Annotated in this window: 14 protein-coding genes; 9 read left to right on the plus strand and 5 right to left on the minus strand. The window is 65.3% G+C overall.

Going from position 1 to position 14,612, the window contains the following annotated elements:
• Positions 1-5 precede the first annotated feature (5 nt).
• The 5 genes from P2T60_RS06415 (at position 6) to P2T60_RS06435 (ending at position 4,545) form a co-directional block, all read left to right on the plus strand.
• On the plus strand, positions 6-989 hold the full coding sequence (locus P2T60_RS06415) for a carbohydrate ABC transporter permease (protein WP_276281723.1): 984 nt from the start codon (positions 6-8) through the stop codon (positions 987-989).
• 2 nt (positions 990-991) lie between these two features.
• On the plus strand, positions 992-1,915 hold the full coding sequence (locus P2T60_RS06420; protein WP_276281724.1) for a carbohydrate ABC transporter permease: 924 nt from the start codon (positions 992-994) through the stop codon (positions 1,913-1,915).
• Between the two features lie 6 nt (positions 1,916-1,921).
• Positions 1,922-3,118 (plus strand): ABC transporter ATP-binding protein, encoded by a 1,197-nt coding sequence (locus P2T60_RS06425; protein WP_276281725.1) that lies wholly within the window; start codon positions 1,922-1,924, stop codon positions 3,116-3,118.
• Positions 3,118-3,321 (plus strand): DUF8005 family protein, encoded by a 204-nt coding sequence (locus P2T60_RS06430; protein ID WP_276281726.1) that lies wholly within the window; start codon positions 3,118-3,120, stop codon positions 3,319-3,321. The genes P2T60_RS06425 and P2T60_RS06430 overlap by 1 nt, the downstream gene beginning before the upstream one ends.
• 150 nt (positions 3,322-3,471) lie before the next feature.
• Positions 3,472-4,545 carry a Gfo/Idh/MocA family protein gene (locus P2T60_RS06435; protein ID WP_276281727.1) on the plus strand — a complete coding sequence of 358 codons (1,074 nt, stop codon included), beginning with the start codon at positions 3,472-3,474 and terminating at the stop codon, positions 4,543-4,545.
• A 135-nt stretch (positions 4,546-4,680) separates the two neighbouring features.
• Here P2T60_RS06435 and P2T60_RS06440 read toward each other — a convergent pair whose 3' ends face one another.
• Positions 4,681-5,613, minus strand: a complete 933-nt coding sequence (locus tag P2T60_RS06440; RefSeq protein ID WP_276281728.1) for a hypothetical protein — start codon at positions 5,611-5,613, stop codon at positions 4,681-4,683.
• 87 nt (positions 5,614-5,700) lie between these two features.
• Between P2T60_RS06440 and cyaB the strand changes: the two genes are divergently transcribed.
• Positions 5,701-6,249, plus strand: a complete 549-nt coding sequence (gene cyaB / locus P2T60_RS06445) for a class IV adenylate cyclase (RefSeq protein WP_276281729.1) — start codon at positions 5,701-5,703, stop codon at positions 6,247-6,249.
• 221 nt (positions 6,250-6,470) lie between these two features.
• Complete coding sequence (locus P2T60_RS06450) at positions 6,471-7,682, plus strand: methionine adenosyltransferase (protein WP_276281730.1); 1,212 nt, start codon at positions 6,471-6,473, stop codon at positions 7,680-7,682.
• Between the two features lie 226 nt (positions 7,683-7,908).
• On the opposite strand, the gene P2T60_RS06455 is transcribed toward P2T60_RS06450, so the two are convergent.
• The 4 genes from P2T60_RS06455 to P2T60_RS06470 all read right to left on the minus strand — a co-directional run bounded on the left by P2T60_RS06455 (position 7,909) and on the right by P2T60_RS06470 (position 12,569).
• Positions 7,909-8,184 (minus strand): 2Fe-2S iron-sulfur cluster-binding protein, encoded by a 276-nt coding sequence (locus P2T60_RS06455; protein ID WP_337250845.1) that lies wholly within the window; start codon positions 8,182-8,184, stop codon positions 7,909-7,911.
• Positions 8,185-8,312: 128 nt separating this feature from the next.
• Positions 8,313-9,713 carry a selenium-binding family protein gene (locus P2T60_RS06460; RefSeq protein WP_276281731.1) on the minus strand — a complete coding sequence of 467 codons (1,401 nt, stop codon included), beginning with the start codon at positions 9,711-9,713 and terminating at the stop codon, positions 8,313-8,315.
• Between the two features lie 103 nt (positions 9,714-9,816).
• A complete protein-coding gene (locus P2T60_RS06465) occupies positions 9,817-10,158 on the minus strand; it encodes a hypothetical protein (protein ID WP_276281732.1) in 342 nt (113 codons plus the stop codon).
• Complete coding sequence (locus P2T60_RS06470; protein ID WP_276281733.1) at positions 10,155-12,569, minus strand: penicillin acylase family protein; 2,415 nt, start codon at positions 12,567-12,569, stop codon at positions 10,155-10,157. Before P2T60_RS06470 ends, P2T60_RS06465 begins: the two co-directional genes overlap by 4 nt.
• Positions 12,570-12,770: 201 nt before the next feature.
• Between P2T60_RS06470 and P2T60_RS06475 the strand changes: the two genes are divergently transcribed.
• Positions 12,771-12,908: a hypothetical protein gene (locus P2T60_RS06475; protein ID WP_276281734.1), complete on the plus strand. Its 138-nt coding sequence runs from the start codon at positions 12,771-12,773 to the stop codon at positions 12,906-12,908.
• Positions 12,898-14,595, plus strand: a complete 1,698-nt coding sequence (locus P2T60_RS06480) for a sodium/proline symporter (protein ID WP_276281735.1) — start codon at positions 12,898-12,900, stop codon at positions 14,593-14,595. The genes P2T60_RS06475 and P2T60_RS06480 overlap by 11 nt, the downstream gene beginning before the upstream one ends.
• Positions 14,596-14,612: the final 17 nt, after the last annotated feature.

Below are 14,612 nucleotides of genomic sequence, written 5' to 3' on the forward strand. Positions count from 1 at the left end.
TCTTCATGGCAACATCTGAAGAGGGGATTCGGGACTCCGAACGGTCGGGCCCGTACGTCGCGGCAGTTCGGTGGATGGAGAACCTGAGCGACACCCAGTTCGCGTACCTGCTGTTGACGCCAGTGCTGTTGTTGCTCGGTCTCATCGCGTTTTGGCCGCTGTTGAGTACCTTCCGGATGTCGCTGTTCGCGGACAATCTGGTGGGGAGCGAGGCGCTCGGCGAGTTCGTCGGACTAGAGAACTACGTCGCACTGTTGACCGGTGAACGGGACGCGCTGTTGGTCCGGCCGTTTTTCGACCCGGCCACGCCGTTCCAGAGCGCGCTCACCGTGACGCTCATCTTCACGCTGGTCAGCGTCTTCTTCGAGACGCTGGTCGGGTTCGCACAGGCGCTGGTGCTGGACCAAGACTTCCGAGGTCGGCGGTGGGTTCGGGTTGCGATTATCATCCCGTGGGCGGTGCCAATCGTGATTCAGGGGATGATTTTCTTCCTGCTGTTCCAACCGAACATCGGCTTCCTCGTGGACCCGCTCCAGCAGTGGGGCATCTTCACCCAGACGCCGCTGTCGAACTCGGTGGATTCGCTCATCATCCTTATCGTCGCGGACGTGTGGAAGACTTCGGCGTTCATGGCGCTCATCATCCTCGCGGGACTCCAGAGCGTGGACCGAAGTCTCTACGACGTGGGTCGGGTCGCCGGGGCGTCGAAGTTCCAGCAGTTCCGGATGATAACCCTGCCGCTGGTCCTGCCGTCGGTGCTGGTGGCGATGCTGTTCCGGACCATCGGCGCGATGCGCATCTACGGTCTCATCGAGACCGTCGTCGGGTGTAACACCGTGCCGTCGCTGTCGTGTCTCGTGGTCACGACGTTCCGCGGGTCGCGGATGTACGGCACGTCCGCGGCCGTCGCGTTCATCACGGCGGGTCTCATCGGTCTGGTGGTCTCGGTGTACATCGTCAAGTACGCGGATACGGAGACAGGAGGCTAACGATGGCTACGGAAACAGATTCCAACGAAGGCGCGTTCTCGCGGTGGGCAGACTCGGCGATACAGAACCCCCAGAAGGTGTATCGGGCGATGTTCTACGTCGCCATGATATTCTTCCTGTTCACGACGCTGTTCCCGTTCTACTGGCTGGTCGTGCTGGCGCTGACGCCCAACGAGGCCATCACGAGTTTCGGCTTCCCGCCGGTTCCCAACGGCTTCAACCCCGGCGCGTTCGTGGAGGTGTTCACGACGGTTCCGTTCCACCTCTACATGTTCAACAGCTTCGTCCTCGGCATCGCCACGACAGCAGTCGTGTTGGTGCTGGCGAGTCTCGCGGGCTACGTGTTCGGCCGACTCGACTTTCCGGGGAAGGGTCCGCTGATGTTGCTCATCCTCGCGGTGTCGTACTTCCCGCCAGCGGCGTTCATCATCCCGCTGTTCCGGTTGTTCACCGGGAACGTCTCGGTGTTGGGCGTGTCGAGTCCCAGCCTGTTCAACACGCCGTTCGCGATGATGCTCCCGTTCAGCGCGCTGTTCATGCCCCTGTCCATCTTCATCCTCTCGACGTTCTACGGCCAGATTCCGGACGGGCTGGAGGACGCCGCGCGCATCGAGGGGACGACGCGACTCGGCGCGCTGTTCCGGGTCATCATGCCCCTGTCCGCGCCGGGCGTGGCGACGGCGGGCGTGCTGACGTTCATCTCGGTGTACAACGAGTTCTTCTTCTCGTTCCTGATGACATCGGGCGAGGCGCAGAACTGGGCACCGATAGTGTGGGGCATCCTGAGCTATCAGGGACAGTACACGCAGTTGTACAATCTCATGGCCGCCGCGAGCATCGTCGGAGTCCTGCCCGTCGCCATCCTCGTGGTCGTCGCACAGGAGAAGATTGTCAGCGGACTCACCGCAGGAGCGCTCAAGGAGTGATTCACAATGGGTAAAGTTATCTTGGACGGCGTTACCAAACGCTACGCGGACGTAACGGCAGTAGACGACATGAACCTCGAAATCGAGGACGGCGAGTTCGTCACGCTCGTCGGCCCGTCGGGGTGTGGCAAGTCCACGACGCTGGAGACCATCGCCGGACTGACTATCCCCAGCGAGGGGACCATCACTATCGCGGAACGGGACGTGACGAACCTCCCGCCGAAGGACCGCGGGATAGCGATGGTGTTCCAGAACATCGCGCTGTTCCCCCACATGGACGTGTACGACAACATCAGCTTCGGCCTGCGGTTGCGCGACTACCCGAAGGAGGAAATCGACCGGCGGGTCGAACGCGCGTCGGACATCGTGCAGTTGGAGGGAATGTTGGAACGGATGCCCGACGAGATGTCGGGCGGCCAGCGCCAGCGCGTGGCGATTGCGCGGGCCATCGTCCGGGAACCCGAGGTGTTCCTGATGGACGAACCGCTGGCGAACTTGGACGCGAAACTCCGGGTCCACATGCGGACGGAACTCCAGCGACTCCACAAGGAGTTGGACACTACCATCATCTACGTCACCCACGACCAAGCCGAGGCGATGACCATGTCCGACCGCATCGCCATCATCGACGGCGGCGAACTCCAGCAAATCGCGCCGCCACTGACCTGCTACAACGAACCCGCCAACCTCTTCGTCGCGGGATTCATCGGGTCGCCGAGCATGAACTTCGTGGAGGGAGAAGTCACGTCCGGCGGTCTCTCGACGCCGGACTTCGACGTGGCGTTCGACCCCGGCCAACTCTCGGGGGTCGCGCAGGGCGACCACCTGACGCTCGGGGTCCGACCCGAAGACGTGTACCTCCGCGAGGCCAGCGAGGGAGTCGCCAATCCGACTCAACCCATCCCCGCTCAGACCGACGTGCTGGAACCGATGGGCGACGAGATATTCGTCTACCTCCTCACGGGGAACGCCTCCGAACCGCAGATAGAGACCGACCCGGAGGCCGAGGCACCGCAGAACCAACTCCTGATGAGCGTAGACCCCTCCTCGGACATCGAAGCCGACCAAGACGTGGAGGTGGTCTTAGACCGCGAGCGCGTCCACCTCTTCGACACCGAGACGGGCGACGCCATCAGTCACAGCCTCGAATTCGCGGCGGCCGAACCGAGCGCCACCGAGACCGAAGCGGAGGGCGACGACTGATGGTCACGACGCTGGGATGGTTCTACCTGTTCGCCGGGACGCTGTTGTTCTTCTTCTGGGCGTACGGTATCGTCTCGTTCGTGCTGGACTGCAAGAACAAGTTCCTCCCGGCGATTCGGACGTGGGTGGCGGCCCGCCGAAATCGGAAGCGAGAGGCCGAACGCGAGAGCGAACGCGAAGAGACCGAACGACAGTTGTACTGACAGGAGGCGATGACCCGGTGACGACGAACACGGCAGAACCGACCCGCGGACGGCGTTCGACCAATCAACCGGGTTTAGCTTCCCACGAACTGATAGACGGCCGAACAGAAAAGCCTAACAACGATTCACGGTTGGCTACCACTAGTAACTATGTCTAGAACGAACGAGCCGGTTCGAGTCGGGTTCGTCGGTCTGGGGAACATCGGACACTATCACGCCGACCGTCTCTCTGACCTCGAACGGGTGGACATCGTGGGCGGAGTGGACATCAACCCCGACGCTCGCGCTCGATTCGCCGAGAAGTACGGGGTGGAGTCGTTCGAGAGCCACGAGGACCTCTACAGCGCGGAGGTGGACGCAGTTATCGTCACGACGCCCAACAAGTTCCACGAGGAGTACGCGGTGTCGGCGCTCCGGAGCGGACTCGACGTACTCCTCGAAAAACCGCTGGCCCACTCGCTCGAAAGCGCCGAGCGCATCGCGGAGGCGGCCCGCAACGCCGACGGATTCTGCATGGTCGGGTTCCACAACCGCTTCCGGAACCCGGTCGAAGTCGTGAAGTCCTATCAGGAGGAAGGCCGGTTCGGACGGACCCGCCACGTCGAAGCCAACTTCATCCGCCGCCGCGGGATTCCCGGCCGCGGGTCGTGGTTCACCAACCGCGACATCGCGGGCGGCGGCGCGCTCATCGACATCGGCGTCCACGCAATCGACCTCGCGCTTCACTTCCACGACTTCCCGACGGTCCGAGAGGTCAGCGGCACCATCCGGTCGCAGTTCGGGTCCCGCGACGACTACGCCTACCTCGAAATGTGGGGCGAAGACGCCCAGACCGGCGAGTTCTCGGTGGACGACTCCGTGAGCGCGTTCGTGCGGTGCGAGGGCGGCAAGACGTTCTCGCTGGAGGTGGCGTGGGCCGCGAATCGCTCGCCCAACGAGGAGTTCATCGTCCGCGGGACGGAAGCGGGCGCGAACTTTGACAAGGCCGACGACTCGCTGACCATCTACGAGTCGGGCCGACAGGGGACCGACCACTTCTCGGACTCCGAGATACAGACCCGCCACGAGGACCCCCACAAGGCCGAACAGCGCATCTTCTTCGAGGCGGTCCGCGACGGCGTGGCCCCGACCCGCAACACCGTGGACCAAGCGCTAGAGGTCCAGCGCGTCATCGACGCCATCTACCGGTCCCACGAACAACAGCGCGCGATTCAACTCGAGTAGTCGAGCGAGCGCGGCGGCGAGGCGGCCTCAGCCGCCTCGCCGCCTCGCCGCCGCGCTGGGAGAAATCTAAATCCATCTTATAGCCTCTTTTCGAAGGTGTAGGAAAACGCAGCTATCTTTATAGGAAATGTGGAATTATCCGAGAACTCCCGTCTCGGCGGCGAACACGGCGGCGTCGTGGGCCAGCGAGATGCCGAGGTACGCCAGCGCGGGCACCGCCAGCGAGTCGGTCCGCTCGTAGGTGAACGCCGCGAGTCCGAGGACGACGAGTTGCGTGCCCGCGAACAGCGCACCCGCCGGAGACTCGACCGCGGCGACGGCCGAGACGACGACTGTGGCGGCGAGCGCCAACGCTGGCACCGCCGCGAGGTACCGGACCCACGGACGCTCGGTCCGACCAATCGCGTACGCCGCGACCCCGACGGCGACGGTGAACAGGGCCGCGCCGACGAGTCGTCCCCGGTCGGGGAACGCCGACAGACCGGTCCCGCCGCCGGTTCCGACCAGCAGGAACCCGGCCGTCGCCGTCGTCAGGACCGCGGCGGCGTCACCGCCGACGACCCGCCCGAAACTCCCCTGCACGACGACCTGACAGAGCAACAGATAGCTCGGCACGCCGACGAACAGGCCGAGACCGGTGACGACGAGAACGGGCCGAAGCGCCACGTCCGCGGCGTAACTCGTCCGCGCCAGCGAACTGTACGACGCGCCGGTCGCACCGCCGACCAGCGCGGTGAGCGCGACGAGGAGGGCCGGGACTGCGAGCGCCGCGACGACTGCTGGCAGGTCCTCGCGGGTCGGTCGCGTCAGACGAACGTCGATACCCCGCCACGTCGCGTACGCGCCGACGACCAGTCCGAGTACGACGAGCATCACTGTTCCGTGGAAGAGACCATCGGCCAGCAGTCTGCCGGGCGGGGCGACGAGTTCCCGGAGTCTGTACGAGACGACGGCGACGGCGCGGAACGCGACGGAGAACACGGCCGCCGCACCGACGACGAAGGCGAACTCCGTCACCAACGGGTGGTCGTCGGAGTCCGAGCGGAAAATCGAATCGGAGGTTGTCATGGCGTTCACTCGTCATTCCGTTGTAATAAATATTCGTCGGCGAAAGCGCAACCCCGAAACCGCGCCGCGGCCAACGCCGAGGTACGAATGTACGAGGTCGAACTGAAGGTCCCGGCCGACCACGCCACCGTCCGCGAACGCCTCGCCGAACTCGGGGCCGAACCGGTGAACGAAGTCACGCAGGTAGACACCTACTACGACGCGCCCCACCGCGAGTTCGCCGAGACCGACGAGGCTCTGCGCGTCCGCCGGGAGAGTCCCACCGATAGCGACTCCTTCGCCGAACTTACTTACAAGGGGCCGCTCGTGGAAGCCGAGTCGAAGACCCGCCGCGAAGTCGAGACCGAAGTCGAGGACGGCGCGGCGGCCGACGACATCCTCGCGTCGCTCGGGTTCGACCCCGCCGCGACGGTCCGCAAGGACCGCGAGCGGTTCGCCCTCGACGGCTACACGGTCACGCTCGACGCGGTGGACGGACTCGGCGAGTTCGTGGAAGTCGAGACGGAAGTCGAGGGCGAGGCGTCGGTCGAGTCGGCCCGCGAGAAGGCGTTCGGAGTGTTGCGGGACCTCGGACTCGACCCCGACGACCAGATTCGGACCTCCTACCTCGGTCTGCTGTTGGAGGGCGACGAGTAGTCTCGAACGCCGTCCGTTTGGTCGTCCGCGTAGGGGTCGTCCACCGGTCGCCGAAGGGGACGGACGCCCGAGACCCGAGAACCCGCCAACGAAGCGCCGAGACTGGCGGCTGTCCCGTTTTTCGGCAATTGTTGCCAAATCGCGTGATAACCGGAAGTAATCGCCGATACCCCTCTTCGTTTCCGCAAGTTATAGAATCCGTGACCGGATATGAACGAGCAATGACTGACCGGAACATTCAGGTCGAACCCATCGACCGTCCCGCAGTAGAAGACCAAGAGATAGAAATCGTCGAGCGAAAGGGTCTCGGACACCCCGACTCCATCTGCGACGGCATCGCCGAGAGCGTCTCGCAGGCGCTGGCGAACGCCTACCTCGACCGGGTGGGGAAGGTCCTCCACTACAACACCGACGAGACCCAACTCGTCGCCGGACGGTCGGACCCCGAGTTCGGCGGCGGCGAGATGCTCGAACCCATCTACCTCCTCATCGTCGGGCGCGCGACCAAGGAGTACGACGGCGAGACCATCCCCACCGAGACCATCGCGCTCGAAGCGGCCCGCGACTACCTCGGCGAGAACTTCCCCGAACTGGAGTTCGGCACCGACATCGTGGTGGACGTGAAGTTGGGCGAGGGCAGCGGCGACCTCAAGGAGGTCTTCGGCGAGGACGGCGTGACCGTCCCGATGGCAAACGACACGAGTTTCGGCGTCGGCCACGCGCCCCTGACCGAGACCGAACAAATCGTGCTGAACGCCGAGCACCGTCTCAACGGCGAGTTCGCCGACGACCACCCTGCGCTCGGACAGGACGTGAAAATCATGGGCAAGCGCGAGGGCGACGACATCGACATCACCGTCGCCGCCGCCATGATAGACCGATACGTGGAGGACCGCGCCGACTACGACGACAAGGTGGAGGCCGTCCGGGAGTTCGTCCGCGAGGTGGCCCACGAGTACACCGACCGCGACGTGAGCGTCTACGTCAACACCGCCGACGGCGACGGCGAGGGCGAGGAGAACATCTATCTGACGACCACCGGCACCAGCGCCGAGATGGGCGACGACGGATCGGTCGGCCGGGGCAACCGCTCGAACGGTCTCATCACGCCCAACCGCTCGATGTCGATGGAAGCCACTTCCGGCAAGAACCCCGTCAACCACATCGGGAAGATTTACAACCTGCTCGGGACCGAAATCGCCGAGTCGGTCGTCGCCGAAGTCGAGGGCATCCGGGACCTCCGGATTCGCCTGCTCAGCCAAATCGGTCGGCCAATCGACCAACCGCACGTCGCCGACGCCGAAATCGTCACCGAGGACGGCGTGACCATCGCGGACATCGAGGACGACGTGACCGACATCATCGACAGCGAACTCGCCGACGTGACCTCCATCACTCAGCGCGTCATCGACGGCGAACTCTCGACGTTCTGAGGGGCGACCGGATTTTAACCGTACTCGCGGTTTTCACGCTTGGTACTGCCGGTGTTCTTCGACTCTTGCTCTAACTCGGTAGCGGAGCGACCGATGTCTTCGAAAATCGGGAATTTCGTGGTCGTGACGAATCACCGCTCCGAGGAACGTATATCAACGCTAAACACGTCTATAAATTGCTAAAACAAATTTATATACAGCTCAAAGGACGGAGGATACTGCTCCATCACTTCCACGGGTTCGACACCAAGTCGTTCGCCACCGCCGCGCCGACTTCGATGCGGCAGTCCGACCGCGGTTCGGCGATACAGAGCAGGGCGTACCCGTCTTCGAGGTGGCGCGCCTTGAGACCGCGCGGCGGGCGGACGTGTTCGAGGTCGCCGTCGAGGACGCGCCCGGTGCAGGTCGCGCACGCGCCGGTCCGACACCCGAACGGGAGACCCGCGCCTTCGCGTCGGGCCGCGGCCAGCACCGTCTCGTCGGCGTCGGCGGTCAGGACCACCGACGCCGACGCTGGCCCCGCTTCCGAACCCGACTCCGCTTCCGACGCTGATTCGGACCCTGCTCCCGACGCCGACGCCGCGGCGTCGGCGTCGGTGTCGCGCCCGACGAGTTCGACTTCGTACGCGGTCACTGCCACACGTCGCTGGTGCAGTCGCCGTCGGGCCACCGAATCTCGTGGGCGCGGGCCGGACCGTCCGGCAGGTCGCCGAAGTCCACGAGGAAGTCCTCGTCGAGTTCCATCGTCCCCTTCCGCGGGTTCACGTCGGCCTTCAGCATGACCGACCCCTTCTCGGCTTCCTCGGGGTAGAACTGGTCGTCCCACGACGAGAACAGCGAGGTGGTCCAGTAGAGGCGTTCGCCGTCGAGCGACAACTGGAGCATCTGGGGTCCGCCGACGACTTCGCGGTCGTCCTCGCCGGTCGGGTGACTCGGGCCGAAGGTGCCGCCCGCCCAGATGCGGTCGGCGAGTCGGGGGTTCGCGGGGTCGCTCACGTCGTACATCCGAACGTCGCCGTGGAGCCAGTTCGAGAAGAACAGATAGCGGTCGTCCATCGAGACCAGCAGGTCGGTCACGAGACCCGGAACCGGCATGTCCCAGTCGTCGTGTTCGCGGGCCTCCACGTCGATGACCTTCTCGGCGCTCCACGCGCCGTCGCCGTCTCCGCCGTCCTTCGAGAAGTGGAACACGTTCGAGGAGAGCGCCGTCCCGACGTAGCCGTGGGCCGCCTCCGGGGTGTGGAGGAACCGGACTTCCAGCGGAATCTGGCCCTCCTCGCCCAAGTCGATGGTCTGCTCGACCGTGCCTTCCGCCCAGTCCCAGAAGTGAATCTTCCGGCCGTACTTGCCCGCCTCCACGTCTTCGAGGTCGAACCCGGGGTAGTAGGTCTCTGGCGCGGCCCACTCCGTCGAGACCATGACGTTGTGTCGCGGTTGGTACCAGTAGTCGTAGTTCATCTCGATTTCGCCCGGCGGGTCCCACCGGCCGTCAACCTCGAAGTTCTCGTCGAGTTCGAGGAACCCGCCCGGCAGTTCGCCGTCGGCGTCCCCGAGCATCGAAACGAGAATCTGGCCGTCCGGGATGCAGTGGACCGTGTGGGGTGCCGAGAGGTCGTGTTCGAAGACCTCCTCGGGTTCGATGACCGTCGTAATCTCCGGGTCGCGCCGGTCTTTGGTGTCCAGAACGTGGATGCGCGACGACCGCTGGCCCGGCACGACGAGGTGTCGGCGTTCGAGTCCATCGACGTGACACGACGATGAACAGGCGTTCCAACCGAAGTGGTGGAGTTCGTCGCCGACGTTGGGCATCTCGACGCGGTTGACGACTTCGCCGTAGGTGTCGGACTCGGGGTCGAGGTCCACGACGCCCACGAAGTCCGGGGCGTCTACGCCCGTGCCGGTGTAGATACCCATGACGTAGGCGGTTCGCTCTCGTTCGGCTTCCTCGATGGCGGCCTGTGGGGTCGCGTACCCCGGCCCCTCGTGGTCGTGTCCGTGGTCGCAGTGGTCGGGTGACTCGCTGTCGCTCATACCGCGACGGTTCCACCTCGCGGAGTTTGACACGTCGCGTTCCGGCGCGAACCGCCACTACTCGTGACGCCCGGTCCGAAAAATAAGAAGATTTTGCTGGTTCTCAGACGACGCCGCGGACCAGCGACCCGAGCGCCGCCAACCCGACCGGAATCCCGACGCTCAGGTAGAGCAGTCGGCCCATCCCGGCGTACGCGACGAGTCCGCCGTTCGCGGCCACGAGTCCCGCGAAGACGGCCCACGCGACCAAGCCGAACCCGACTCCGGCCAGCAGGCCGCGCTTGGCGTCCGCAGAGACCAGACCGACCAGCGCGCCGCCGACGAGGAACCCGTACCAGTGGACCCACGCCGCGGCGAGTCCGACGACAGTTCCGGCGAGCAGTCCGGCCCACCGCGCTCTGGCGTCGGACCGAACTTCCCGCAACCACGCCCGAGCGACGCTCATTCGTCGCCCTCCCGCGTATCGCTTCCCTCCGACTTCTGGAAGGAGATTGCGCGCTCGCCCGCCATCTCTCGGCGCATCGACTTGTACTTCCCGTCGGCCCACAGTCGCAACTGGTCGTCGTAGTGGTCCGAGAAGTACTCGCCGGAGTTGCCCCCCGGCAGGATACACACCGACTGCTCGCGGTCGGCCATCGGACACACCATCCGCCAACTGCTCCCGACCGCCGACTCCTTCCGGTAGTTGTTCAGCGTGTAGGCAGACCCGTCGGTCGGGTACTCGGGATAGTTCAGAAACGACTGGTCGAACGGGTGGGTGATGGACGCGGTGGTGTTGTAGTCGCCGTAGGTCGCGCCGTCCTCGATTCCTTCGATGGCCGCTTCGAGCGCCCGGCCCATCACCGCCTGCCTGCCCTCGTCTCCGAACCATCGACTGTCGTCGGGCAGGGCCGCCAGCACCCAGTCGTTCGGGTAGTACTCCTCGCCGAGGTCCTTCGCGTCGAACTCGTCGGCGAACGTCTCCCGGCGGAACTGCTCGAACCACTTCACGAAGACGAGCGCCGCGCGCGAGTCGCGGGTCATCCGGGCGTCCCAATCGCGGAGTGTCTCGGCAACGTCACCGAGTCCTCGACTCTCGGCGGCCGCGACGAGTTCCTCGCGCAACTGCTCGGCCCGCGCGGACTTCGCGTCTCGCTGGAGTCTGCGCATGAACTGCGGGTCCATCGGCTTCTCGGAGTCGGCCCGCCCGTCGAGCAGTTCGTAGAGTCGCCGACCCCGGTAGGGTGCGGCGTACCGCTCGCCGACGTAGTGTTCGGGGTCGTCCTCGACTCGCTGGTTCGCGGTGCCGAGGTAGTCGGGGTTGAGGACGTGGGGTTTCTCCTCGAACGGGACGAACCCCTCCCACGACGAGACACCGAAGGGTTCGAAGCCCTCCCACTCGGCCTCGCCCGCCGACCCGTCGAAGACGCGGGTGCCCCAGACCTCTTCGCCGTTTACCGTGCGAATCGGAATCTTGCCCGTCACGTAGTAGAGGGTGCTTCCCTCCCGGTCGGCGTAGACGACGTTCTGAGTGGGCAGGTCCATCTTCCGGGTCGCCGCGAGGAAGTCCTCGACCCCCTCGGTCTCGCTGTACTCGTGGACCGCCAGCGAGGTCCGGGTCGCGGTGTGGCCGGTCCACGAGACGCCGACTCGCTGGCCCTCGCGTTCGAGGACCGGACCGTGGACCGTCTTCCGGACCGTGACGGTTCGGTCCTCGCCGTCGGCGACCGGAATCGTCCGGTCCTCGGCCTCGAACTCGCGCCACTCGCCGCGGTAGCGATACCGGTCGCCCGCGTCGTCGGTCTCGTAGCTGTAGAAGTCGATTACGTCCGCGCCGGAGTTGGTGAACCCCCACGCTCCGGCGTCGTTCTCGCCGATGACGACGAACGGGACGCCGGGGAAAGTGACCCCCCGGACGCTCACGTCGTCGGTCCGAAGGTTCATCTCGTACCACACCGGCGGGGCCATCAGCGTGAGGTGGGGGTCGTTGGCGACGATGGGCTTGCCGCTCTCGGTCTGACTCCCCGAGACCACCCAACTGTTCGACCCGACGCCGGGCGGCGACTCGAAGTCTCCAAGCCAGTCGAGCAGGTCTGCGTCGGCGAACTCCCCCGAGGGTTCGACGGTGTTCCCCGAGACGGGAGCGGTCCGGCGACTGCGAGTCGCAGTCGCCGGACCGCTCCCGTCTCGGATGATTGGCGCGTCGTGGTCCATCCGGAAGGGGTAGAGTTCTTCGACCGTCTCCTCACCGAGTTTTCGGGCCAGCAGTTCGCGCCGGAGCGTCCAGAAACTCCCGGTCAGCCCCCACGAAATCTGTTGTTCCATCAGCATCGTGTCGGCGGGGGTCCACGGGTCGGGTTCGTAGTCGAGCAGGCCGAATTCGAGGGGAAGGGCCTCCTGCTCGCGGCAGGCGTTGACGCCCTCGCAGTAGGCTTCGAGCGCCGCGCCGGTCGGGGTCCCGTCGAGGAGTTCGAGGTTGGCCTCCGCACCGCCCGCGAAGTCCATCCGCACGTGGAACTCGTCGGAGTCGAGCGCGCGCTCACCGACCACCTCCGAGAGTCGGCCCGCCATCACCCGTCGCTGGAGGTCCATCTGGAAGAGTCGGTCGGCGGCCTGTGCGTACCCCACCGCGAAGTAGAGCGCCTGCTCGCCGTCGGCCTCAATCTGCGCAGTCCCGTAATCGTCGTAGCGCACCGTCGCCCGACCGTAGGGACTCTCGACCTGCCGGTTCGTCCGGTCGGTCGCGTCCCGCCACGCCGACCCCGAGAACGGCGCGAACCGGTCGAGATAACCCCGAACCGGCGAGAGCGAACCCCCGACGGCCCCGCCGCCGACGATGGCGGCGACGAGCGCACGTCGCGTGGTATCGATGTCCATACCGCTCTGTCGGGTCTCTCACGTAAAACCGCTGTTCCACGGGTCTCGAGTTGTCCGGCGTTGTTTCGCCGACGTGATAATATAAAAATGAGTGTTTTGATGCAAAAAATGCCCTCTCGAACGCCGTGACGCCGAAGTTTCCAGTCACACCGAAAGACAAAAATAGGATGTTTGATTACGGTTTCACCGATAATGCCTGCCATGAGTACGATTGACTGGCTCGGTTTAGTCGGACCGTACGCCGTATTTTTCGTGATGTTGATAGTTTACTATGTCTGGGAGGGGAAGCGCGAGCAACAACTCCGCGAGCGCTACGACGAGGTGGACCATGCAGAGTAGCGGCGGCATCGCGGGGGACGCCGGGATATGGGTCCTCGGCACCTTCGGCGTCTACCTACTGGCCCTGTTGGGCATCGGACTCTACTCCTCGCAGTTCATGGATTCGGTCGGCGACTACGTTATCGGTGGCCGGGAAATCGGTCCCGTCGTGACCGGGTTCTCCGAGCGCGCCTCCGAGATGAGCGGATGGCTGACTCTTGGGGTGCCCGCGGACGCCTACGGCACCGGCATCATGGCGTTCCTCAACGGTCTCGGGATGATTCCCGCCGACCTGTTCGCGTGGGCGGGCATCGCCAAGCGTCTGCGCAAGTACACCGAACTCGTCCAGTCGGTGACGCTCCCCACCTTCTTCGCCACCCGACTCGGCGACGACACCGGCGCGGTCAAAGGCATCTCGGCAATCGTCCTCATGCTGTTCGAGGGCGGGTACGTGGGTGCCCAAATCGTCGCGGCCGGGACCCTGCTTCAGATTCTGACCGGCATCCAACCGTGGGTCGGCATCGTGGTCGGCGGCGTCATCGTCATCGGCTACACCTTCCTCGGCGGCTACTTCGCCGTGGCGTGGTCGGACTACTTCCAAGGGGCCATCATCCTCGCGGCGTTCATCCTCCTGCCCGTCATCGCGTTCACCGACATGGGCCTGCCGTTCGCCGATGTCGCGGCCACCGCGGGGTCGTCGATGACCAGCATCACGGCCGGAACCGCGGGATGGGCCGCCGTCTTCGGCGTCATCAGTTACGCGGCCATCGGTCTCGGCGTGCCCGGTAACCCCCACATCATGGTCCGGTTCATGGGCATCGACCGGGTGAAGAACGTCCGCCTCGCGGCGCTGGTGGCCCAGTTGTTCATGTTCGTCGCGTACGTGGGCGCGGCGCTGGTCGGCCTGTACGCCATCGCCATGTTCGGTGAGGGTGCGCTCGCCAACCCCGACAACGCGATGCCGCGCCTGACGCTGGACCTCCTGCCCGGCGCTGTCGCGGGTATCGTCCTCGCGGCGGCGCTCGCGGCGATGATGTCCAGTGCCGACTCCCAGTTGCTCGTCGCGACGAGCGCAGTCGTTGAGGACGTGTACCACGGCTTCGTCAACGAGGACGCCTCCGAGCAGGAACTGGTGAAGTACTCGCGGTACGTCACCTTCGGTCTAGGTGCCGCGAGCGTCGCGTTCGCCTACCTCGCCAAGGACACGCCCATCTACACGCTGGTCCTCGACTACGCGTGGGGCGGTCTGGGCGCGGCCATCGGCCCGACGGTCATCGCCACGCTCTGGTGGAAGCGCGTGACCGCGAAGGGGTCGGCCGCCAGCATGGTGGTCGGCACGTCAACGATGATTCTGTGGACCCAACTCCCGACCGTGCTGGAGGCCGTCGGCATGATGCCGCCGGAGTCCGCGGCGTTCTGGTACGGTCTCGTCACCGTCTACGGCCTGTTCCCGGCGTTCGTGCTGTCGGCGACCACGCTGGTCGTCGTCTCGCTGTTCACTACGCCGCCGGGCGACGTGGACGACCACTTCGACGTGTTCGACAAGCCCCTGTCGGCGGTCATCTCCTCGTCGGAGGGCGACGGCGTTCCCGACTACGCCACCGACGGCGGGAGCGCCACCGACACCTCGCCGAAGGTCGTGACCGAGGGCGACAACATCCGCGGCCACGTCGCCGCCTCCGGATACTGGGACGACGATGAGCGCTGACGCCGCCGACTCCAGCG

It is taken from the genome of Halorussus caseinilyticus (genome assembly GCF_029338395.1).
In the GTDB taxonomy this organism is placed as follows: domain Archaea; phylum Halobacteriota; class Halobacteria; order Halobacteriales; family Haladaptataceae; genus Halorussus; species Halorussus caseinilyticus.